The 22,744-nt window shown below is 69.2% G+C and carries 19 protein-coding genes; 9 read left to right on the plus strand and 10 right to left on the minus strand.

The window, feature by feature from the left end; all coding sequences use genetic code 11:
• Positions 1-5: 5 nt before the first annotated feature.
• The 3 genes from JGU66_05435 to JGU66_05445 are packed head-to-tail and all read right to left on the minus strand — an operon-like array spanning position 6 to position 4,526.
• Positions 6-1,394, minus strand: coding sequence for an extensin-like protein (locus JGU66_05435; GenBank protein ID MBJ6760195.1), 1,389 nt, complete (start codon positions 1,392-1,394; stop codon positions 6-8).
• Positions 1,395-1,403: 9 nt separating this feature from the next.
• Positions 1,404-2,357, minus strand: coding sequence for a ParA family protein (locus JGU66_05440; GenBank protein ID MBJ6760196.1), 954 nt, complete (start codon positions 2,355-2,357; stop codon positions 1,404-1,406).
• A gap of 42 nt (positions 2,358-2,399) precedes the next feature.
• The gene (locus JGU66_05445) at positions 2,400-4,526 is read right to left on the minus strand and encodes a HEAT repeat domain-containing protein (protein MBJ6760197.1); all 2,127 of its coding nucleotides are present in this window, start codon (positions 4,524-4,526) and stop codon (positions 2,400-2,402) included.
• A 566-nt stretch (positions 4,527-5,092) separates the two neighbouring features.
• Here JGU66_05445 and JGU66_05450 point away from each other — a divergent pair.
• From JGU66_05450 to JGU66_05460, 3 genes are all read left to right on the plus strand, one after another.
• Positions 5,093-5,464, plus strand: a complete 372-nt coding sequence (locus JGU66_05450) for a helix-turn-helix transcriptional regulator (GenBank protein MBJ6760198.1) — start codon at positions 5,093-5,095, stop codon at positions 5,462-5,464.
• Between the two features lie 199 nt (positions 5,465-5,663).
• Complete coding sequence (locus JGU66_05455; protein MBJ6760199.1) at positions 5,664-6,566, plus strand: fatty acid desaturase; 903 nt, start codon at positions 5,664-5,666, stop codon at positions 6,564-6,566.
• On the plus strand, positions 6,506-7,396 hold the full coding sequence (locus JGU66_05460) for a helix-turn-helix transcriptional regulator (GenBank protein MBJ6760200.1): 891 nt from the start codon (positions 6,506-6,508) through the stop codon (positions 7,394-7,396). The genes JGU66_05455 and JGU66_05460 overlap by 61 nt, the downstream gene beginning before the upstream one ends.
• A gap of 15 nt (positions 7,397-7,411) precedes the next feature.
• On the opposite strand, the gene JGU66_05465 is transcribed toward JGU66_05460, so the two are convergent.
• Complete coding sequence (locus JGU66_05465; GenBank protein ID MBJ6760201.1) at positions 7,412-8,764, minus strand: hypothetical protein; 1,353 nt, start codon at positions 8,762-8,764, stop codon at positions 7,412-7,414.
• A gap of 123 nt (positions 8,765-8,887) precedes the next feature.
• Positions 8,888-9,496: a phospholipase gene (locus tag JGU66_05470; GenBank protein ID MBJ6760202.1), complete on the minus strand. Its 609-nt coding sequence runs from the start codon at positions 9,494-9,496 to the stop codon at positions 8,888-8,890.
• A gap of 109 nt (positions 9,497-9,605) precedes the next feature.
• On the opposite strand from JGU66_05470, the gene JGU66_05475 reads away from it, so the two are divergent.
• The 4 genes from JGU66_05475 (at position 9,606) to JGU66_05490 (ending at position 13,652) form a co-directional block, all read left to right on the plus strand.
• A complete protein-coding gene (locus JGU66_05475) occupies positions 9,606-10,289 on the plus strand; it encodes a TetR family transcriptional regulator (protein ID MBJ6760203.1) in 684 nt (227 codons plus the stop codon).
• 12 nt (positions 10,290-10,301) lie between these two features.
• The gene (locus tag JGU66_05480) at positions 10,302-11,768 is read left to right on the plus strand and encodes an aldehyde dehydrogenase family protein (GenBank protein MBJ6760204.1); all 1,467 of its coding nucleotides are present in this window, start codon (positions 10,302-10,304) and stop codon (positions 11,766-11,768) included.
• 60 nt (positions 11,769-11,828) lie between these two features.
• Positions 11,829-13,268 carry an aldehyde dehydrogenase family protein gene (locus JGU66_05485; GenBank protein MBJ6760205.1) on the plus strand — a complete coding sequence of 480 codons (1,440 nt, stop codon included), beginning with the start codon at positions 11,829-11,831 and terminating at the stop codon, positions 13,266-13,268.
• Between the two features lie 129 nt (positions 13,269-13,397).
• On the plus strand, positions 13,398-13,652 hold the full coding sequence (locus tag JGU66_05490; GenBank protein ID MBJ6760206.1) for a hypothetical protein: 255 nt from the start codon (positions 13,398-13,400) through the stop codon (positions 13,650-13,652).
• 170 nt (positions 13,653-13,822) lie between these two features.
• Here JGU66_05490 and JGU66_05495 read toward each other — a convergent pair whose 3' ends face one another.
• From JGU66_05495 to JGU66_05510, 4 genes are all read right to left on the minus strand, one after another.
• Positions 13,823-14,350, minus strand: coding sequence for a HEAT repeat domain-containing protein (locus tag JGU66_05495; protein ID MBJ6760207.1), 528 nt, complete (start codon positions 14,348-14,350; stop codon positions 13,823-13,825).
• A gap of 160 nt (positions 14,351-14,510) precedes the next feature.
• The gene (locus tag JGU66_05500; protein MBJ6760208.1) at positions 14,511-14,894 is read right to left on the minus strand and encodes a DUSAM domain-containing protein; all 384 of its coding nucleotides are present in this window, start codon (positions 14,892-14,894) and stop codon (positions 14,511-14,513) included.
• 593 nt (positions 14,895-15,487) lie between these two features.
• The gene (locus tag JGU66_05505) at positions 15,488-17,110 is read right to left on the minus strand and encodes an ABC-F family ATP-binding cassette domain-containing protein (protein MBJ6760209.1); all 1,623 of its coding nucleotides are present in this window, start codon (positions 17,108-17,110) and stop codon (positions 15,488-15,490) included.
• Positions 17,111-17,253: 143 nt separating this feature from the next.
• Positions 17,254-17,616 (minus strand): cupin, encoded by a 363-nt coding sequence (locus tag JGU66_05510; protein MBJ6760210.1) that lies wholly within the window; start codon positions 17,614-17,616, stop codon positions 17,254-17,256.
• 118 nt (positions 17,617-17,734) lie between these two features.
• On the opposite strand from JGU66_05510, the gene JGU66_05515 reads away from it, so the two are divergent.
• A complete protein-coding gene (locus JGU66_05515; protein MBJ6760211.1) occupies positions 17,735-18,361 on the plus strand; it encodes a hypothetical protein in 627 nt (208 codons plus the stop codon).
• Positions 18,362-18,513: 152 nt separating this feature from the next.
• Here the strand turns inward: JGU66_05515 and JGU66_05520 are convergent, their stop codons facing one another.
• The gene (locus JGU66_05520; protein MBJ6760212.1) at positions 18,514-22,260 is read right to left on the minus strand and encodes an isoleucine--tRNA ligase; all 3,747 of its coding nucleotides are present in this window, start codon (positions 22,258-22,260) and stop codon (positions 18,514-18,516) included.
• 133 nt (positions 22,261-22,393) lie between these two features.
• Here JGU66_05520 and JGU66_05525 point away from each other — a divergent pair, with 133 nt between their 5' ends.
• Positions 22,394-22,723 carry a PadR family transcriptional regulator gene (locus tag JGU66_05525; protein MBJ6760213.1) on the plus strand — a complete coding sequence of 110 codons (330 nt, stop codon included), beginning with the start codon at positions 22,394-22,396 and terminating at the stop codon, positions 22,721-22,723.
• Positions 22,724-22,744: the final 21 nt, after the last annotated feature.

Raw genomic sequence — 22,744 nt, forward strand, 5'->3', positions numbered from 1 at the left:
GGACTTCAGCGCGAGGCGGCCTGGCTGAGCGCCCGGTGCACGGCCTCCAGCGCCTTGCGGGCCTCGAGCAGCTCGGCGCGCTCGGAGGTGAGCGAGGCCACCTGCTGCGCCAGCACGTCGCGCTCACCCTGGAGCGTCTCCACGGCGCGGCGCAGGGAAGCGGACTCGTCCTTGGCGCCCTCCAGCTCCGAGGCGAGGCGCTCCTCCTCCGCGAGGCTGTCCGCCAGGGCCTGCTTGCCGCGGACCACCTCGACCTCCAGGCTCTCGTGCTCCTTCGCCGCGGCCTGGAGCGCCTGACGCGACTCCTGGAGGGACAGCAGCGCCTCGTCGCGCTCGCCCTCCAGCGCCGCCAGCTCGCGCTCCAGGTCGGCCAGCAGCTTCACGCGGCCTTCCATCTCCGAGGACAGCCGGCGCGCCTCGTCCATGCGCAGGCGGGCTTCCTCGGTGGCCTTCTCGGCCTGACGCCGCGTGGCCTCCAGGTCCTGCGTGAGGGTGAGGTTGAGGGACTTCACCCGCGTCAGCTCGGCCTGGAGGGTGGTGATGCGCTCCACCGCGCGCTGGCCAGCCTCCGCCACCGTGGCGGGCAGCGGCTCCGGGCGCGGGTTCTCGCGCACCGCCTTGAGGCGGGCCTTGAGCCGCTCACGCCGGGAGTCCGCGTCCAGGGCCTCCTCGCGCGGCGCGGCGGGCTGCTGCACTTCCACCTCCGCGGGCGGCGCCTCCGTCCGGGCCACCGTCTCGACACGGGAGGTCACAGCGGTTTGCGCGGGAGCGAAGGTCATCATGGGCGCAACCTCGTGGACGGCGGGCGGGGCGGAGACGACCGGAAGCGCTTCAGCGGCGGCCCACGGCGGGGCGGGCGCGGCGAACGCCCTGGGAGCCGGCTCGGCGAACGCCATCGGAGCGGGCTCGGGCTCGGCCGCCATCGAGGGCGGCGGCGACGCGTACGTCACCGCCATCTCCCGTGCCGGCGCGGCCTCGCGCTCCCAGGTGGGCGCGACGGCGACGGGCTCCTGCCACGGCGTCTCGGGGACCTCCCACGACTCGGCGGGCGGGGACACCAGCGCGGACAGCGCGTGGGCCACGGGCGCGGGCATGGTCGGCGCGGGGGCGGGCTCGGCGGGCCGAGTCAGCAGGGCAGAGGGCACGGCCGGCGCGCGCAGGGCGGCCTCCATCGCCTCGGCGGCGGTGGGGCGCGGGGCGCGGTTGCGCTCGATGCGCGCGCGCACCTCGGCGGAGAGGTCCGGCGCCTCGGCCACGGGCGGCGGAAGGACCGCGGCGACCTCGGGCTCGGGCATCGCGGCCTGGGGCTCCACCGGGTCGAACGCGCCGGTCAGCGCCCCCAGGCGGAGGCGCGGCTTGGCGCGGGACACGTTCTGTTCGAAGGCTTTCTTCATCACGGGGTCTCAGCCTGCGTGGGTGGCGCCGTTCTTCGCGGCGGCGCCCGCTACCAGGCGGGGAAGGACATTGTCGAGCATGGCCTGGATATCAGTCGCGCCCTTGGAAGTGGGGTCCGCGACGAATACCGGCCGTCCCTCGCTGGAGGCCTGGGCGAACTTGGTGCACTGCCGGATGATGGTGGGCAGCAGGTACTCTGGGTAGTGCTTCTGGAGGGCCTCCAGCGCTTCCTTGGCCAGCTTGAAGGTCGCGTTGAAGGCATTGACCACGATGTAGACGTGGTCGAGCACGTGGTTCAGGTCCTCTTCCAGGCTCTGCACGGTCTCGAAGAGCAGCTTGAGGCCGTGGAAGGACAGGAAGTCCGCCAGCACGGGCACGAACAGGTCGTTCGCGGCCATCAGGGCGTTGAGGTTGAGCAGGCCGAAGGACGGCGGCGCGTCGAAGATGATGAAGTCGTACTGCGCCTCGACGTCCTTGAGCGCGTTGCGCAGCTTGAACTCGCGGCCGGCCATGGGCATCAGCGCGAGGTCCATGGTGGACATGCTGAGGTTGGACGGGACGAAGTCCAGGTTGGGCAGGGTGGACTTCTGGATGACCTGGACCAACGGCGTCTTTCTGACCAGCACGTCCAGCAGCGTCTTCTCGAAGTCCTCGCCCTCGTAGCCCAGGCACTTGGTGGCGTGCCCCTGGCTGTCGAGGTCGATGAGGAGGACCGCGTAGCCCAGCTCCGCGAGGCGCCAGGCGTAGGACGTGGAGAGGGACGTCTTGCCGGTGCCGCCCTTGAAGTTGAGGAAGAGCTGACGGCGGTGGCCCACCCGGGGCGGGAAGCGGTCCAGCGTGGTGCGCAGCTCCCAGATGTCGTCCGGACCGTACGCGTCCTTCCGCATCCCCTCGGGAATCTCCTTGGGGGACACGCCGAGCATCTCGGCCACCTGCTTCGAGCTGTACGTCGGCGCTTCCATGGACGACCCTTCGGATGAGGTGCGCGGCACCTGCAACTTGCCTCAAGCGGCGAAGTATTTGTGCCCCCTTCGCACAATGGCCCCCCGGGCCACCAGCAGGGCGAGAGCCTCCTGAGTCAACTCCGCGGGCGAGGACAGGCCGCCCGCCAGCTCCACCAGCGAGCGGCCCCGCACCGCCACGCGGACCTCCGACAGCATCGCGGCGCAGAGCGACTCCACCGGAGACGGGCCCGGGCGAGGCGCCACAGCACGCGCCTCGGGAGCACCTGCCTCGGGAGCGGGTGCGCGCACCACGGGAGGCGTGGCCCCCATCGCCACGAGGGCGGCCTGGACCGGGGACATCCGCGCGGCAGGCGGGCGCTGTACGCCACCTGACATTGGGACGGGCTGCGCATGCGCGGGCGGCATGGAGCTGCCAGCGACCGGCTGACGAGCACCGGCGTTCGCCTGCGGGGGAACCGCACCCGCCCGAGGAGCGCCCGGAGAAGCCTGAGCGGGCGCCTGCGCCACGACAGCGGGAGCGCCCTGACCGGGCATCGTTGCCCCGACCACCGGGCCCTGAACGCTTGAAGCCGGAGCCGCGCGCCCGCCCTGCGCCATCGCCACGGGAGCCTGCGCCACGACCGCATGAGCGCCCTGCGCCATCGCCACGGGAGCCTGAACCCCTACTGAGTTCGCGACCTGCGCCATCGCCACGGGAGCCTGCGCCACGACCGCGGGCGCGCCGACGGGCATCGCGACATTCGCCGGAGCCACCACCGCCTGCACGGCGACGGGCTGAGCAGCGCCACGCACCGCCTCGGCCTGCACGCTCCCAGGAGCATCGACGCTCGCGACGCCCACGCTCAGCGGTGCACGCTTCGCGACCAGCGGCGTTTCGAGACGCGCGCGCACCGGACGAATCGGCAGCGTCGCCAGCCGGCGAATCTCCCGACGACGGTGGGCATCGTCCAGCGCGACCACGAAGGACACGTCCTGGCCCAGGATGCGCGAGAGGCTCTGCGCGGCGGCCTTGCGCACGCGCGGCTCGGCGTCATCCAGCGCGCCCAGCAGGAGCACCCGGGCGTTCTCCCCTGCCCCAGCCCCCAGCGCCAGCGCGGCCAGCGAGCGCACTTCCGTGTCGGCGTCGTGGATTGCCTCTTCGCCCAGCCTCCGCGCCGTCTCGCCCTCCAGGCCCAGGGCCAGGAGCGACGCGCGACGACGCACCGAGCGATCCGGGTCCTTCATCGCCTGCGCCAGATGCGGCGCGGCATCCCGAGGCGCCAGCGTGAGCATCGCCTTGAGCGCCGCGATGCGAACCTCGGGCACCGGCGACGACATCAGCGGCGACACCACCGATGCGCCCTGCTCCTTGCATAGCCCCGCGAACGCCTGGAGCAATGCAACCTGAGCCGCGGGGTCCGTCTCCGCATGCAGCGCCGCGGCCAGCGCGGGCGCGGCGGCGGGCTGCGCCAGGGCCTTCAGGCGCTCGGCGGCGCGAACCCGGGCGGCTCCATCCGTCGCGGACAGCTCACGCACGGAGAAGCCAAAGAGCGTCTCATCCGACGAGCCCGCGAAGCCTCCATGCGCGCTCAGCTCCGCGAGCTGCTCCGCGCTCACGCGCAGCCGGCCTTCCTGCAACAACCGCTGTGCCTCACGCGCCACGGGCGACAGCGCCACCGCCCCATTGCCAGACGCCGACGCGGGCGCCACAGGCGTGGCAGCGGCATCAACGACCGGCCCCCACGGAACAGCCGCACCCTTCGCGACGGGCACCAGCACCGGCGCCGTCTCACCGCGCAGGATGGCCTCGCTGCGAAGCTGCGAGATGAACGACGCGAGATCAAACCCCAGCTCGTCGTCCACGTCCCGCGACATGCCCGAGGAGTGGATCCGGCTGGCATCCAGCAGCTTGCCCATGAGCTGATCGCGCTCCAGGCGCAGCGCCTGATTCAAGCGGGACAGCTCGTCGCGCTCGGCCTGCATGCGGCCGGTGCGCACCTCCACCTCGGCCAGCTCGCGGCGCATCTCCAGGTCACGCTGGCGCGCCTCGGACAGCTCGCGCTTGAGGTGCTCGATCTCCTCGCGCGTCCCGTCCAGCTCGCCGTGGAGCTGCTCCGCACGGGCCTCGAAGTAGACGATCTTTTCGAGTGCGCTCCTCAGCAGCGCGTCCGGACGCTCGTCACTCACGACCTGTGCTGGCCTCCCCGAGAAGCGCCTCACGCGCCCCCGGTTCGCGTTGCCGGATGGGGCTCCGGACACCCGGCACACACCGGGGTTGGGCACCTTACTTCAGGGGGACGTGCGACGTAAACCCCGGAAACACCAGGGGTTTTCCGTTCAGGTCCTCCGGAAAGATTGACAACGCGTCCCAGGCCGATTTTTCGGCCCCGCGCCGACTCGGTGGATCTCACGCCCCCCCTGCACATCCCGCGCGCGCCACCCCACGCGAGCCCGTCCACTCGGCACCCGCCGCCACGAGGCACGCCCGCTCGCGCGCCCCACGCGATGCCCCGCCGCACGTCCTCCGCGGGCCTCACCACGACTCAAGGAAGCCAAGAAACCCAGGTGCGACAGAAAGGGCCCGCGCACTGCGTTTTCACCGCGTTACGCACGCCTGCCCGCACGCGCCGAGATGTCAGACCCCGCTCGTAATGTCTGTGTCACGAGGTAGCGCATCACCTCCACTTCGCCCCGGAACCTCTCCGCTCTTTTCGCGGGGGGCGAAGGCCCTCTTTTCCCAGGTTTCCCAAGCCATGGAACAACGACTGGCAACCATCATTGGAAACGCTGTTCGCGCGGCCCGTCAGCGATTGGAGCTGACCCAGGCGGACGTCGCTGAGCGCGTCGGTATCGCGACCGAGGTGTATGGACGCCTCGAGCGCGGCCACATGCTGCCCAGCGTCCGCACGCTGCGGAAGCTGTGCCTCGTCCTCAACGCCTCTTCGGATGTGCTGCTCGGTCTGAGCGCGACGACGACGGTGGAAGGCAGCGCGCCCCAGCTCGCGGAGGATCCGCCCGAGTACCGCGAGCGCCCCGAGGTGCGTCGGCTGATGCGCACCGTGCGCAAGCTCGATTCCCCCCGGCTGCGGCTCTTGGGTCAGGTGGCGCACGCACTGGAGCGATGAGCCCGCCCGCCGCCTTGCGACGCCCTCGCCGCGTGCACGTCGTTCGCGCCGCAACAGCGCGAACAAGACACGCGCGGCGAGGGCAGGTCGTGAGCGCGGGAGGACGGTCTCCGGGCGAAAAGGAGGAGTTGCGCGCTGGCGCAATCGCTTGGCGTCCGGAGTGAAGCGAGCACCGCGGTGAGTCCGTACCCTGAGACGCATGCCGCGCGTCCGCTCGACCCCGCCTCGGTTTGACGTTCCCCAGCTCACGGCGCATGCGCTGTGGTGGCTGTGGTTCCTGGCCTTCACCGGAGGCTGGGCGCGGATGTCCGGGTCCCTGCGCGCGGGCCTGTGGCTCGTGGGCGTGGCGGTGACGTTCTGGAACTACGCCGTGCTGCACAATCACATGCATGTGGCCATCGCCCGTCCACGCGCGGCGCGCTGGCTGGTGAGCCGGACGTTGGGGCTGACGTGTGGCTTTCCGTACCGCGGCTACGTCATCCATCACCTCAACCATCATCGCTTCAGCGATGGCCCGGGTGACTGGGGCCAGCGTCGGCGCGGCGAGGGCGCGTTCGGCTATTGCGTGCGCTCGGTGCTGGCGCCGTGGCTGTGGCCGTTCGCGTTGATGAAAGAGGTGTGGCGCTCGGCCACGCGGCACGGACAGCGCGCGGAGCTGCTGCTGGATTTCGCGGTGGTGGATGGAACGCTGCTGGGGCTCATCATCTGGAGGCCAACGCTGGGCCTGTCCTTCTGGGCGCTGTTGCTCACGGGACAGATGTGTATTCACTGGCTCAACCTCGCGGCCCACTTCGGGACGGACCCCACCTGCCGAGACGCCTTGGCGGTGACCTCCACGTCCCGGCTCTACAACCATGTGTTCTTCAATGCGGGGCACCATCAGGCGCACCACGTGAGACCTCATGTGCCGTGGTTCGCGCTGCCGTCATTCACTCGTGAACTGGCGTCGCGAGGGCAGGTTCGTCCAGGACTGGTAAGCCCGTGGGCGCCCATCCATCCGCGCTGGGTGGCGCGCGTGGCAAAGCAGTATTCTGCTCGGCTGTGCGACGCGCGGACGGACTCGACGACTACTTCCGAAGCCCCCTCGGTCGATATCTCGTAGGGGACTGTTTCCTTCACTGGTATGCGGCGGCGGACCTCTGTGGGTTCGCGGTGTGGGGAAGGCCGGGAGAGCAACAAGCCCAGCGCATCGTCCAGGCGCTGGACGTGGAGCTGGAGCCCGCGCTGCCGCACGACTCGCTCGTCGACTTGCGCCGCGTGGAGGGAATCGACGCGGACGCCTTCGGCGTGATGAAGGACTACATGCAAGCCCACGCCGGCCAGTTCGCGCGCACGGTGCGCCGGCAGGTGCTGCTGCGTCCGGACGGGCTCGCGGGCGCCATCGTCGGAGGCTTCTACGAATTGGTGCAGGGCGGCTATCCCCACAAGGTCTTCACCGACGCGGCCGAGGGGCTGAGCTGGCTGGGTCGCGACGCGGACATGATTGGTCCGCTGGTGTCGCGGCTCAACACACTGGTGGCCGAGGCCACCGGTCAATCGCCGCTGCTGCGCGAGCTGCATCAGGTGCTGCGCGGGAAGCTGCCGGGCGCGAGCCTGGCGGACGTGGCCCGGACCATGGGCATGTCGGAGCGCACGCTCCAGCGCCGACTCAAGGAAGCGGACACGTCGTTCCAGACGGAGCTGAACACGGTGCAGGTGCGCACCGCGCAAGGACTCCTGCTGGAGACAGACATGAAGCTCACCGCCGTCGCGGTGGAGGTGGGCTGCGCTTCGCTCCAGCACTTCAGCAGCTTGTTTCGCAAGTGGGTGGGCGAGACGCCCAGCGGCTGGCGCGAGCGACACCGCGGAGGCACACCGACACCCGAGAGCAGCTCGGCCCCGCGCGCGGCGGAAGAGGCACCGCCGCAGGGAGAGCGCCCGCGCACGCCGTGACTCGCGCCACGGGCCTCACGCGTCCGCGCACGGGATGCCCGCGGGCGGAGTGGCCCGAGTCGGCACGGCGTGCGGCAGGTGGAGGATGAAGCACGCGCCACCTTCCGCGCGATTCTCCGCGTCGAGCGCGCCGCCCACGCGGGCCGCGTACTCGCGACACAGCGCGAGCCCCAGGCCCGTGCCCTTGCCCGGGGGCTTGGTGGTGAAGAACGGCTCGAACAAGCGCGCCCGCACGGACTCGGAGAGCCCAGGGCCGTTGTCCTGCACCTCCACGCGGACGGCCCCCGGCAACCCTCGCACACGGAGCAGCACACGCGCGGGGCGCGGCGGACTCGCGGACTCCATCGCATCGGCGGCGTTGAGCAGCAGGTTCACCAACACCTGGACCAGGTGACGCGGCGCCATGCGCACGCGCGGCAAGCCAGGCTCCACGTCCTGCGTCACCTCCCCCAAGCTGCGCAGCCGGACCGAGGCGAGCCGCCGCGCCTCGTCCACGCCCTCCGCCACCGAGCACGACTCTTCACCCGCCACCTCGTCGCGCGAGAAGCGCTTCAGGTCGGTGACGATCTGCTGGATGCGCAGCACGCCCTCCTGCGTCTCCTCCACCACCCGCCGAGCCTCCTCCGTGTCGAACTCGCCCGGCCGAAGCAGCTCCTGCTCCAGGTAGCCCAGGTTGGACTTCACATAGGCCAGCGGGTTGTTGACCTCGTGGGCCACGCCGGCCGCGAGCTGCCCCACCACCACGAGCCGCTCCATGTCGGCGCGCTGGCGCTCGGCACGGGCTCGGCGGCGCTCGCTCTCCGCGAGCTTCTGCATCGCCTCCACGCGCTCGTGATACGCGGCCTGCTGTGCGTCCCGCAACCGTCGGTACGTCTGCGCGCCGTATGCGGACACGAGCGCCACGATGGAGAACGACATCACCTGGGACACCAGCGTGCGCGTGTCCACGCGGCCCAGCACGCCAATGAGCCCCATGCAGGCCAGCGTCAGGACAATGGCCACCCAGACCGGGAGCCGGTCCTCCGGCGTGAACACCGCGACGATGAGCGGCAAGGTGTAGAGGACGGGGAAGAACGGGCTGGCGAGCCCACCGGTGAGATGAATCTCCAGCGTGAGCAAGACGAGGCTGCCCACCGTCGCCACCACGCCGCCCGCCGAGCCGCGCATCCAGGAGGCGCCCACCGCGATGCCGAGCGCGACGAAGACCGCGGCCCAGACGAACTCGAGGATGGTGAGTGGGAGCGAGAAGTGCCCGATGACCAACGGGTGCAGCAGCGGGCTCAGCGCGAGGATGCCACCACAGGAGAAGTAGATGCGCCGCTTGAGCCGGAGGGCAGCAGCGGACTCGCGCGGAGGAGAGACGGACAAGGGCACGGCGAACCAAGGCAGGTGCGGCGAGATGACCCACGGGGTGTGGGAACGGCCACCTCGGCTCAGGTCATCAGAACGGGGGCACCCGCGGGGACGAGGTGTCTCATGCACGGACTCCGGTCAGCGCCGCATGCGGCGGGACTTCCCCAGGCGGACGCCGTCTCGGGGTCTGCGCTTCTTCGCCTGTCCGACGCCAGCGGGCAAGATGGGGTCCGGGCACACCGACCGCAGCTTGCACGCCCTGCACTCAGCCCCGCTCCACACCGCCTCATACAGCGCCGTCACTCGGTCGATGACGTCGAAGTCCTCGGTGGCGAAGCCCAGCTCGAAGTTGCGCGAGTCCTCGCCCTTCGCTCCCAGTCCGGCTCCGGTGAGATTGGCGCTCCCCAGGTACGCCCACGCGCCGTCCACCAGCACGGTCTTGAAGTGAACCCGGGGACAGACCTTCAGCTCCAAGCCGCCCGACACCAGCCGCGCCCGCGCATCGAAGGCCGCACGGAACGGACGGCTCGGCAGCTCGGCATGCAAGAGGCGCAGGGCCACTCCGCGCGCCGCCAGTCCGTCCAGCACCTCCACCAGCGGTACGAACTTGCCCTTCTGCTCCACGAACATGGCCTTCACGTTGGCCGTGGCAATCCAGACGGACTCGCGCGCGTGGGCCAGCTTCTCCAGCACCACCTCCCGGTACAGCGCGCTGCCGGACAGCAACTCCGCGTCGATGGGGCGCATGGGGCCGAGGAGCGTCCCACACAATCCCACAGTCCGCCAGTGAGCGTTCCCCCAGAACTGACCTTGAGTCAGTTGACGACTGACCCGCGGTCACCTAGCAATATGACCCATGGTCAGCAAAGCGGCGGGCAAGGCGAGGCGGGCGGCGGTGCCCCAGCGGGCACGCAAGGCCTCGGACAAGGAGGCGCGCAGGCGGCGCATCCTGGATGAAGCGCTCGCGCTCTACCGGAGCACGACCTACGCGGCGGTGAAGATGGCCGATGTGGCCGAGCGCTCGCGGCTGGCCAAGGGCACGGTGTTCCTCTACTTCCCCACGAAGGAAGCGCTGTTCCTGGCGCTGCTGGAGGAGCAGCTCTTCTCCTGGTTCGAGCGACTGGACGCGCGGCTGATGCACGGCGAGGGGCGCTGGACGGGCCCGCGTGTGGCGCGCACCGTGGCGGAGTCGCTCGAGGGCGAAGAGACGCTGACCCGCTTGCTGGCGCTCCTCCAGACGGTGCTGGAGATGAACGTCACCGCGGAGCGCGTGCTCCAGTTCAAGGAGCGGCTGCTCGCGGCGATTGGACACACCGCGGAGCTGCTGTCGCGGCGCCTGCCCTTCCTCACGCTGACGGACAGTCAGCGCCTCATGCGTCACCTGTATGCGCTGGTGACCGGGTTGCGGCAGATGGCGGACCTGGCCCCCGTGGCGCGCGAGGTGCTGGCCCAGCCGCACCTGGCCCCGTTGCGCGTGGATTTCTCGGCCGAGCTGACGGCCTCGCTGACCCACCTGTTGCGCGGGCTCGAAGCCCGCTGAAGGAGACGTGCCATGTCGCCCCAGAGCAGCAGCGCGCCTGTGATTGAGTTTCCTGTCGCCCACGCGCCGGACCTCGCGCGGATGCGCGCGGTGTTCGACGCCCAGCGCGCCCACCGATGGACGATGTCCCGCACCACCGCGGCCGAGCGCATCACGCGACTGAAGAAGCTGCGCGAGGTCATCATGGCGCGCCGGGAGCAGCTCGCGGACGCCATCCACCGCGACTTCAAGAAGCCCGCCGTGGAGGTGGAGCTGACGGAGATCCACCCCACGCTGGAGGAGCTGAACCACACGGTTCGGCACCTCAAGGGCTGGATGAAGCCGACGCGCGTGAGCCAGCCGCTGCTGCTCGCGGGCGCGTCCAGCCACGTGCGCCATGAGGCGCGGGGCGTGGTGCTCATCCTGTCGCCGTGGAACTACCCGTTCCAGCTCCTGGCCGCGCCGCTCATCGCCGCCATCTCGGCGGGCAACTGCGTGGTGCTCAAGCCCAGTGAGAAGACGCCGAACACCTCGCGCTTCATCGCGCAGCTCGTCCGCGACCTGTTCCCTGAGAACGAGGTCGCGGTGTTCGAGGGCGGCGCCGAGGTGGCGGAAGGGTTGCTCCAGCTCCCGTTCGACCACTTCTTCTTCACGGGCAACCCGCGCATCGGCCGCAAGGTGATGGAGGCCGCGGCGAAGCACCTGGCCAGCGTGACGCTGGAGCTGGGTGGCAAGTCACCGGTCATCATCGACGAGTCGGCGGACCTGGCCGCCACCGCCGAGCGCGTGGCGTGGGGCAAGTTCATCAACGCGGGCCAGACGTGCGTCGCGCCGGACTACATCTTCGTGCACGCCTCGAAGGAGCGGGCGTTCCTGGACGCGCTCAAGGGCGTGCTCACGCGCTTCTACGGAGACACCGAGGCGGAGCGTCAGGCCAGCCCCGACCTCGCCCGGCTGGTGGATCCGGTCGCCTGGCGGCGGGTCAAGGATGTGCTCGACCGCTCGGTCGAGGCGGGAGCGAAGGTGGAGACGGGCGGGACGGGGGATGGGCCTTCGCGCTACCTGGCGCCCACGGTGCTGTCCGGGGTGAAGCCGGACATGCCCATCATGGAGGGCGAGATTTTCGGGCCGGTGCTGCCGGTGATGACGTACCAGCGCCGCGAGGAGGTGTACGCCCACATCAACGGGGGCGAGAAGCCGCTCGCGCTCTACGTGTTCAGCCAGGACAAGCGCGCCGTGGAGGAGGTGTTCCAGCACACGACCTCGGGCGGGGCCGTGGTGAACAACGTGCTCATCCACGTGGCGAACCCGAACCTGCCGTTCGGCGGGGTGGGAATGAGCGGGCTGGGGCACTACCACGGGCACTTCGGCTTCAAGACCTTCAGCCATGAGCGGGCCGTGTCGGTTCAATGGATGAAGTCGCTCGTGGCGGTGTTCTACCCGCCGTACCGCGGAAAGGCCCAGGAATGGGCCTCCCGCGCGACCCGGATGCTGGAGTAGGCAGGCAGCCGGACTGGGAGCGCGCGCCCACGGTGGGCGCGCCATCGCGGAGGAGCCGGCATGCGCGTGGTGAAGCAGGAAGAAGCCCTGGTTCCGAGCGGACTTCAGGAGGCGTTCGACCGCCTGAGGGCGCATCGCTGGGAGCTGGCGCGCACGGGCGCTCGGGAGCGGCTGGCCCGCCTGGACACGCTCAAGGCGCTCATCCTGGAGCGGCGCGAGGCCCTCGCGGACGCGCTGCACCAGGACTTCCGCAAGCCCGCCGCGGAGGTGGAGGCGACGGAGGTCCTCCCTGTCCTGTTGGAGCTGGCGCATGTGCGCAAGCACCTCAAGGGCTGGATGAAGCCGCGCCGCGTGGCCGCCCCCTTGCTGCTCGCGGGGACGGTGAGCGAGGTGCACCGCGAGCCCAAGGGCGTGGTGCTGGTGCTCTCGCCCTGGAACTCGCCCTTCCCGCTGCTCATGTCGCCCCTGGTGGCGGCGGTGGCGGCGGGCAACGCCGTCCTCTGCAAGCCGAGCGAGAAGACACCCCACACCTCGCGCTTCCTGGCCGAGCTGGTGCGCGATGCGTTTCCGCCCGAGGAAGTCACCCTGGTGGAGGGCGGCCCCGAGGTGGGCGAGGCACTGCTGCGCCTGCCGTTCGACCACTTCTTCTTCACGGGCGGGACGCGCGTGGGGCAGCGGGTGATGGCGGCGGCGGCGCGGCACCTCGCGGGCGTGACGCTGGAGTTGGGTGGCAAGTCACCGGCCGTGGTGGACGCGACCGCGGACGTGGAGACCGCGGCCGAGCGCATCATCTGGGGCAAGTTCCTCAACGGAGGCCAGACCTGCGTGGCGCCGGACCACGTGTTCGTGCACGCGTCGCGAGAGGAGGCGCTGCTGGACGCGATGAAGGCGGCGCTGGAGCGCTTCTACGGGAAGACCGAGGAGGCGCGCCGGATGTCGCCCGACCTCTGCCGGCTGGTGGATGACGCCGCGTTCACGCGCGTGCGCACGCTGTTGGACCAGGGCGTAGCGGCTGGGGCACGGGTGGTGACGGGCGGGGTCGCGGACGCGGAGGAACGCTATGTCTCGCCCACGCTGCTGACGGACGTGGCTCCGGACTCGCCGGTGATGGGTGAGGAGATATTGGGGCCCGTGCTGCCAGTGCTGCGCTTCGAGTCGCTCGACGAGGTGGTGTCGGAGGTGCGCGAGGGAGGCAAGCCGCTGGCTCTCTATGTCTTCAGCCAGGACGAGCAGGCAGTGCAGCGCTTGCTACAAGAGACGAGCGCGGGCGGCACGGTCATCAACAACGTGGCGCTGCACGCGGCGAATCCCAACCTCCCGTTCGGGGGCATCGGGCGCAGCGGCATTGGCGCGTACCACGGAGAGACAGGCTTCCTGACCTTCAGCCACGAGCGCGCGGTGGTTCGACAGGGGCGGACCACGTTCCTGCATCTGTTCTTTCCCCCCTACCGAGGCAAGGCGCAGAAGCTGGCGCGGCTCGCGAGCAGAATGTTCGAGTAACTCCAGACATTCCCGAACACAGCACCATCAGATTCGCGGAATCCGAGAGGCATTCACGGGGAAACTACTGGAGAGGATTCACTCTCAAGGCGTGGCCTTTCCCCTGGGGGGCGTGGTCACATCTGCCCCATGCGAAATCTTCTCGTGTGTCTTCTGGCGATTCCGATGTTGGCGGCCTGTGGTGGGGATGACTCCGACAAGCCCGATTCCTGCGGCAGCAACGCTGCGCCCACGACGTACAAGGGCGGCGCGATGAAGACCTGTTCCGGGACGGACAAGGATGCCTACGCGTGCTGTGTCTACGTGGCCGACAAGTGCGCGTACTCCGTCTGCCGTGAGAGCACCTGTGGCAAGTGGGAAGAGAAGGCCTGGAGCTGCGACTGATTGCAGTCTCGGATGAGCGCGGGAGCCGAAACTAGCGGCTCCCGCCGCTCTCCTGGAGCAGGGCGTCACATCCCAAGCGCGGAGAGCCAGTCATCCAGCCCTTGTGAGCCTCGAACATCGAGATCCACGGTCACAAAGCGACTGCGCTGGTCGCGAGTCATTGGCGAATCCTACTGTTTACTCTCGCATTTCCTGCTCGCGGATATCGACTCCAGTGTCTCGATTGCCTGAGAGGCTTCGTCGCTGACTGTCCCCACCCAACCAGGGACTGGCGTTTGGTCTGAGCACATTCGCTCAAGCGCCGGAAGGAGCGGTGGATAGCCGGTTGAGCCCAAGGCATTGACGGCACAGTACCGAACCTCGGGTGACGGATCCGTCAGTGATTCAAGCAACGCGTCCACTGCACTCTTGAAGTCGTCGGACGCGAAGGAGACGCGGTGGAAGAGATAGCTCAGATATTCCGCCGCCTGCCCTCTCACCTTCGAGGCCTCACTTCGGTCGGAAAGAATCCCGACCATCCGTTTCCATATCCCGAGATTGTCGTGCCAGGACAGTGCGTAGAGAATCGCGTGCCTCACGTCCGCACGCGACTCCCCGTCCAACAGGCCCAGCAGTTCGGGGGACGTCGCCGGGTCTGTCGATAGCAACCGTGAAGCCTGCACCCGGGCAACTCCCTCGCCCTGTGCGAGATCCCTCAAGGCATCGTCAACTTGGCTTTTCGACAGGACTCCCAACTGCCCCACAGTGCACCATCCATTCTCAATTGCCCCGCTGGAACGGTCCATCCCGTCCAAGTGCCTGCGCTACGAGTGGGTTTCTCAAGGCACCCCACGGGTCCTATGGTTGGTGGGGCTTCGACTATTCGCCCAACGGAGCATCCGCGTAGTCGCTGCCGATTTGAGCCTGTTCGCGGTACAGCGGCACGACCTCGACGGCGAGCAAGTCCTCGTAGAGCTGTCGGATGCCCGTAGTGTCCCCTGCCATCTTGAGCTTGGACTCCTCGCTCTGCGCCCGCATGAGTCGTCGGGAGCCCTCTCGGATGCGCCGGCTGGCCTCCACGAGCATGGCGAGGGTTGTCGCGGATGCTGCGAGAGCGGCAGTCGCATCAGGCTCGCTGACCCCGACCGTTGGAGCGACGCGCACAAGCAACGCGCGCACGGCATCCGTCACGTCGACCGCTTCGCCGCGCTCTAGTTGCCGCGCGACCGACCGCACCCCTTCCCAGTCATCCGCAAAGGGCATCATGGTTCACCGCCCTCGCCATGAACGAGGTCCTTCAACGCCTCATCAACTTGGCGTCTCGACAAGACTGCCCGCTTTCCCACAGCGCACCCACTCCTCTCAGATCGCGAGCGACTGTGCAGATAGGAACTACAGGACCGTGTTCACGGCGCGTACACCAGTACCCTAGGGGACAGTCCGAACTCTCGCTACAGGGTCGCTCACAGGTTCGATACGAACTGAAGAGCCCTTGGATTCCGCCCCCACTCCACTTCACACACTGCTCCCCTGTCCCGCAGTTCGAATCAAAAACACAATCAGAGGCCCCATCAACGCACGCTCCAGACAGGGCCAACGTCGCGCCCATTAGCCACCCAGACCACGAGCGGACCCTCCGGTCAGACATACGCTTCCCCCGCAATCGGTCGACGCCTCAACCTCGGCAGACCCAGACATTCGTCGGGTCCACGGTGGGCCGTCAACCCAGACGCTGCCGTGACTCTGGCGGCGGCTGCTTTGCGATTCTCGTCGGGAGGCTGGCCCCGGGGTGGGCCACTGGGTTCCGGAGACGGGCTCGGTGATTGGGGCCGAGCCCGCCTCGACGGAGGTCAATCTTAGCTGCGGAGGCCGGGGGCCTCGTGGCCCGTGCGCGCCACGTACTCCGTGTAGCCACCGCCGTACTTGTGGATGCCGTCCGGCGTCAGCTCCAACACCCGGTTCGACAACGCCGCCAGGAAGTGCCGGTCGTGCGAGACGAACAGCATCGTGCCCTCGTAGCGCGACAGCGCCGTGATGAGCATCTCCTTCGTCGCCATGTCCAAGTGGTTCGTCGGCTCGTCCAGCACCAGGAAGTTCGGCGGATCAAACAGCATCTGCGCCATCACCAGACGCGCCTTCTCACCGCCCGACAGCACCCGGCACTTCTTGTCCACCTCGTCACCGCTGAACCCGAAGCAGCCCGCCAACGCTCGCAACGAGCCCTGACCCGCGCGCGGGAACGAATCCGTCAGCGACTCGAACACCGTCCGCTCGCCGTTCAGGAGGTCCATGGCGTGCTGCGCGAAGTAACCCATCTTCACGCTGCCACCCAACGCCACCGAGCCCTCGTCCGCCTGCGTCGAGCCCGTCACCAGCTTCAACAGCGTGGACTTGCCCGCGCCGTTCACGCCCATCACGCACCAGCGCTCCGTGCGCCGCACGAGGAAGTCCAACCCCTCGTAGATGGTCCGCTTGCCGTAGCCCTTGTGCACGCCCTTCAGGCTCACCACGTCGTCACCCGAGCGCGGGGGCGGCTGGAACTCGAACAGCACCGTCTGGCGGCGCTTGGGCGGCTCCACCTTCTCGATCTTCTCCAGCTTCTTCACGCGGCTCTGCACCTGCGCCGCATGCGAGGCCCGGGCCTTGAACCGCTCGATGAACTTCAATTCCTTGGCGAGCATCGCCTGCTGGCGCTCGTACTGGGCCTGCTGCTGCGCCTCGTTCTGCGCGCGCTGCCCTTCGTAGAAGTCGTAGTTGCCCGAGTAGGTCGTCAGCGTTCCGCCGTCGATCTCCACCACCTTCGTCACGATGCGGTTCATGAACTCGCGATCGTGCGACGTCATCAGCAGCGCGCCCTCGTACCCCTTGAGGAAGCCTTCCAGCCAGATGAGCGACTCGAGGTCCAGGTGGTTGCTGGGCTCGTCCAGCAGCATCGCGTCCGGACGCATGAGCAGGATTCGCGCGAGCGCCACGCGCATCTTCCATCCACCGGAGAGCGCTCCGACGTCGCCGTCCATCATCTCCTCGGTGAACCCGAGGCCCGCGAGAATCTCCCGCGCCCGCCCCTCCAGGGCGTAGCCGCCCAGCTCCTCGAAGCGGCCCTGCACCAGGCCGTAGCGCTCGACGAGCTTCTCCATCTCGTCCGCCTTGTCCGGGTCGGCCATGTCGGCTTCGAGCGACTTCATCTCGGCGGCGACTTCGCTCACCGGACCCGCGCCGTTCATGACCTCGGCGACGGAGCTGCGGCCCTCCATCTCGCCCACGTCCTGGCTGAAGTAGCCAATGGTGACACCGCGATCGACGGCCACCTGGCCCTCGTCGGGGTGCTCCTGGCCGGTGATCATGCGGAAGACGGTCGTCTTGCCCGCGCCGTTCGGGCCCACCAACCCCACCTTCTCACCACGGTGGAGCGCGGCGGACGCCTCCACGAAGAGGAGCTGCTGACCGTGCTGCTTGCCGATGTTGTCGAGACGAATCATGTGGGTACGTGGGGCCTGGAGCGTTCGGGGGCGCCCTTATGCCACGGGCGGCGCTCAGGCGGGACTGTTCCGAACCCACGGCGCCTCCCGGTCCTTCCACCCGACCGGGCAGGCCGCCCCCTACCGCCCCTCTTGGAGGGCCGTCACGCGTCCCGGTGGACCGTCCCCGGCGAGAAGGCCGGCATGCAGATGGCGACGTACTCGGCGCCCTCCTCGTCCGGCGTGCTGTAGCGGACCCACTCCCCGGGCTCGCAGATGACGGCCTGCCCCGCCAGCACGTCGAGCGTCCCACCCTTGTGCTCCACCCGCAGGAGGCCATCCAGCACCAGGGTGATTTCACGGAACTCGGGCGTCTGGCCGGGCTCCTCCCACCCACCTGGGCTGCGCATGTGGGCCACGCTGAGGTGGGTCGTCTTCGAGTTCCGCCGACCGATGTATTCGTCGATGAGCTTCGGCTTGTTGCCCACCGCCGTGACACGGGTGGGGGCTGGAATCAGCGTCGGCATGACTCACTCCGGAGACGGGATGTCTCGTCCTCCGAGACCCTACCAGCGCCTCGCCTCGCCGAGCAGGGTGCGCCCGGCCCCGGCTCGGTGCGCATCGGGATGGCGTAGAGTGCCGCGCGTGCTGACCGTCGATCCCCATCCGCTCCTCGACCTCGTCGCCTTCACCTCCACGTTCCCCGCCCCGCTGAGCGCCCTGCCCTCTCCCGAGTGGCTCGCGGCCCTCCTCAAGGCGGACGCGTCCGCGCCGCTCGCGTCCGACGACGCCGTGCGAGGCGCCGTGCGAGACCTGCTGCGCCACGGCGGCTACAAGCCCACCGGCCGAGGCAAGCCCGCCTCCGAGTACCTGGTTCGCGCGGCGGGTGACGGCTCGCTGGGCACCATCAACGCCGCGGTGGACGCCTGCAACGCCGTGTCGCTGCACAGCGGATTGCCCATCAGCGTGGTGGACCTCGACCGCGCCCAGGCGCCCTTCCGAGTGGGCACCGCCATCACGGGCGACCAATACATCTTCAACGCCTCGGGCCAGACCATCGACCTGGAGGGTCTGCTGTGTCTGTTCGATGCCCAGGGTCCCTGCGCCAACGCCGTCAAGGACGCGCAGCGCACCAAGACGAACGCGGACACGCGCCGCACGATGACGCTGCTCTGGGGCTCGAAGGAGCTGGGGAGCCGCACCGAGCGCGCCTTCACGTGGTACCGCGAGCTGCTGGAGCGCCTGGGCGCCACCGTCGAGCGACTGCCCTGAAGCCCCTCGCTGTATGCCTTTGAGCCGGACCTGAGCCGAACCCCAGACAATCACCCGCTCGGCCCGGCACCAAGCCTTCCGCAATGACTGACAAGCTCGGGAGAGCGTCCGCGTGAGACTGCCGCGAACGCCCTCCCCGTTCCTTCACCGGCTCAGGCGCGCTCCACCCGGATACGCGCGGGCAGGCCGTTGAGGTTGAACTCCTCCTCCTGGCCCGTGAGGCCCTCGGGGCCCACGTGGATGTTCGCGGCGAGCGTCTCGGCGGCGATGAGGTCGTGGGACTCGCGCGTGACTCGCTTCACGCGCTCGTCGCCGTCCACCCACAGCCGGACCCGGTCCGCGTAGCCCAGGTTCATGTCCTTGCGCGCGGCCTGCACGCGGGCGAGCAGCTCGCGCACGAGCCCCTCGTCCACCAGGGCCTCGGTCAGCTCGGTGTGCAGCACCACCACGCCCACGCCCGCTCCCGCGGCGGCGTAGCCCGGGTTCGCCTCCACCAGCGTCTCCAGGTCGTCACCCGAGAACGACAGCGACTCGTCCCCGAGCTGGATGACCACCTTGCCCGTGGTCAGCAGCTCGCGGTGCAGCGCTCGCGCGTCGCCCGTGTCGAACGCCTTGCGCACCGGCGCCAGCTTGGGCCCGAGCCGTCCGCCCACCGCGCGCAGGTTGGGGCGCACCCGGAAGCGCACCACGTCCGCCTCCGCGCTCCCCGGCTCCACGAACTGCACCGCGTGCACGTTCAGCTCGTCCGCGATGAGGTCCCGGTACACCGCCACGCGCTCGCGCAGCTCGCTCCGCGCCAGGATGACGTCCGCGCGCCCCAGCGGCTGGCGCACCTTCAGCCGGTTGTCCGTGCGCACCTTCAAGCCCAACGACACCAGCTCGCGCACCGCGCCCATCTCCGAGGCGAGCGCCTCGTCGATGAGGCTCGCGTCCACCTCCGGGAAGCGGGCGAGGTGCACGCTCTCCGGCTGCGACGTGGGCCACGGCTTGCGCACCAGGTTCCCCCACATCTCGTCCGCGAAGAACGGGATGAAGGGCGCGGCCATGCCCGTAATCGTCGTCAGCGCCTCGTACAGCGTGAAGTACGCGTCGCGCTTGTCCTGCTCGAAGCCCGGCGCCCAGAAGCGCGAGCGACCGCGCCGCACGTACCAGTTGGACAGCGCATCCACCAACGCCACCATGCGCTGGGCCGCGTCGTAGACCTGATACGTGTCCAGCGCCTTCGTCACCTCGCGCAGCGTGAGGTGCACCTCGGAGAGGATCCAACGGTCCAGCACCGGCCGCGCCTTCACCTCGCGCCAGCCCTGGCTCCGAGCCAACGCCTTCCACGGCATGTCCGCCGCGTCCGCGTTGCCCGCCGCCGGGTTGAAGCCATCCAGGTTCGCGTAGATGGTGAAGAATGAATAGACATTGCGCAGTTTGACCTGGAAGTCCTTCTGCAACATGCGCACGTTCGACAGCGAGTGGCGCGTGTTCGACCACGTGGGGCTCGCCGCGTAGAAGAACCAGCGGAACGCGTCCGCGCCCGGCGCAGTGCTGGCCGGGTCCTGCATCGTCACGCGCTCCGAGGCCGCCAGCCGAGGCACCTCCACCGGCATGACGTCCGCCCCGCGCTTCGACGGCGCCACACCGAGCGTCGTCAGCTCGGCCGGGGCCAGCAACACCACGCGGCGCTTGAGCTTCTTGTGCACCTTCACCGTCACGGAGACCACGACGTCCGGCCGGTCCGGGCGGAACAACTTCACCCGCGCGCCCTCCTGGACGTCCAGGCCCTCCAGGTCCTCGCGCGCGATGAGCGCCACGCCCGCCTCGCCCTGCGCGCCGACCTCGGCGGCGGACAGCACCGCGAAGTCCATCCGCACGTCATCCAGGATGATTTCCGGCGGCGTGTAGTTGCCCTTGGACTTGGACTCCTTCTTGCCCTCCTTGTCCGAGACGTGGCCGAGCACGATGCAGCTCTTGTACGGCATCGGCAGGTCGCGCGGCGGCGTCACGCCCATGCGCTCCTGCGTCTCCTTGTCGAAGAGCAGCGTGCTGACCATGAGCAGCGAATAGAACCAGCCGCGCGTCTGGTCGATGGCCTCGGAGATGAAGTCCGCGGGGAACGCGCGATTGAACGCCTCGCGCGAGCCCGGCGCGTGAGGGAAGCCCCACTGCGCGAAAGGCATACAGCCCGAGTCAAACCAGACGTCCACCACCTCGGGCACGCGCTGGAAGCGCCCCGGCGTGCCCGGCTTCTCGTACGTCACCTTGTCGATCCACGGTTTGTGGACGATGAGGTGCTCGGCGTTGGACTCGTGCGGCTTGCCCTTGAGGAACGCGTGCAGCTCGGCCTCGACCGCCGCCAGGTTGTTGCCCGGCTTCGAGCGCAGCTCCTGGAGCGAGGGGATCGACTCCACCTCGCCCGTCTCCGAGTGGATCCACAGCGGCAGCGTGGTGCCCCAGTAGCGCTCGCGCGACAGGGCCCAGTCCACGTTGTGCGCCAGGAAGTCGCCGAAGCGGCCTTCCTTGATGTGCTCCGGAACCCAGTTCACCTCGCGGTTGTTGGCCTTGGCCTCCTCGATGACCGACGTGGTGCGGATGTACCAGGCGGGCCGCGCGTACTGGATGAGCGGATCCTCGTCCGCGCGCCAGCAGAACGGGTACTCGTGCCGGTACTGCTCGGCGAGCACCAGCAGGCCGCGCTCCTTCAGGTTGCGCTGCAGGTCCTTGTCCGCGTCCTTCACGAAGCGGCCCGTGACGAGCGGCACCTCCTCGGAGAAGGTGCCGTCCGGCTTCACCGCGCAGAACAGCTCCGCGTCATCCGGCTGGACGAAGCGCGCGCGGTCCTTGCGGAAGGCGTCGTAGTCGTCCTCACCGAACGCGGGCGCCGTGTGCACGATGCCCGTGCCGCTGCCCAGCGTGACGAAGTCCGCGCCCACCACGCGCCACGCCCGCGCATCCGAGCCCCCATCCTTCAGCGGCAACATCACGTCGCCGAAGCGCTGGAAGTACACGTCCGGGAACGGCGGCACGTAGCGCGTCCCCACCAGCGCGCTGCCCTTCTGCGTCGAGAGGATGGGCAGGTCCTTCTTCAGCTTCTTGGCCAGCTCCTCGCGTTGTCCCGCCGCCAGGATGAGCTTGCGGTCTCCCGCGTCCACCGTGACGTAGTCCAGCGACGGGTTGACGGCCGCGTACATGTTGGACGGCAGCGTCCAGGGCGTCGTCGTCCAGATGAGCAGCGCGGTGTCCGGCGTGTCGCGCAGCGAGAAGGCCACGTAGACGCTCGGGTCGTCCACCGTCTTGTAGCCCAGGCCCACCTCGGCGGCGCTGAGCGCGGTGCCGCCGCGCGGCCACCACCACACCACCTTGTGGCCCTGGTACAGCAGGCCCTTGCGGAACAGCTCCGCCAGCGCCCACCACACGCTCTCCACGAAGGTGCGGTGATAGGTGACGTAGGCCGTCTTCAGGTCCACCCAGAAGCCGATGCGCTCCGTCAGCCGCTCCCACTCCGTCGTGTAGCGGAAGACAGACTCGATGCAGCGCTCGGTGAACGGCTCCACGCCGTAGCGCTCGATCTCCGCCTTGCCGTGGATGCGCAGCTCCTTCTCGACCTCCACCTCCACCGGCAGACCGTGGGTGTCCCAGCCGGCCTTCCGAGGCACCTGGAAGCCGCGCATCGTCTGGAAGCGGGGGAACAGGTCCTTGATGACGCGGGTGAGGACGTGGCCGTTGTGCGGCAGGCCGTTCGCGGTGGGCGGGCCCTCGTAGAACACGAAGGAGGGGGCTCCCTGACGGGCCTCGAGCGAGCGCTCGAAGATGCGGCGGTCCTTCCAGAACGCGAGGATTCGGCGCTCCTCGGCGGGGAAGTCCATCTCCACGGGCACCGTGTTGAACAGGGGCGGGGACGAGTCAGGCATGGGGGCGTTGATACCACCCGGAGCACCCGTTTCCACCCTCTCCGAGCCCCCACGTCCACCAGTGCTCCTGTTGACGGTTGACAGGAGAGCCTACAGACTCCTGTCAGTGACTGACACCAAGAGCCGGCCCGACATCCCCATCGACCGCATCCCTGGCACGGTCGACATGCTCATCCTCCAGACGTTGACGGCGGGGGCGAAGCATGGCTGGGGCATCTCCCACCACATCCGAGAGACGTCGCGAGACATCCTCCAGCTCAACCAGGGGGCCCTCTACCCGGCGCTGCACCGGCTGGAGGACCGGGGGTGGATCCACGCGAAGTGGGGCGTGTCCGAGAACAACCGCCGCGCCCGCTTCTACACGCTGAGCGCCGAGGGGCGCCGGCAGCTCGAGCGAGAGACCGCGGGCTGGCTGGAGTTCGTGAAGGCCGTGCAGCGCGTGATGCAGCTCTCCCCCACCTGATTCGCCCCCCTCGCGAGCCCG

The organism is Myxococcaceae bacterium JPH2 (assembly GCA_016458225.1).
Taxonomy (GTDB): Bacteria; Myxococcota; Myxococcia; order Myxococcales; family Myxococcaceae; genus Citreicoccus.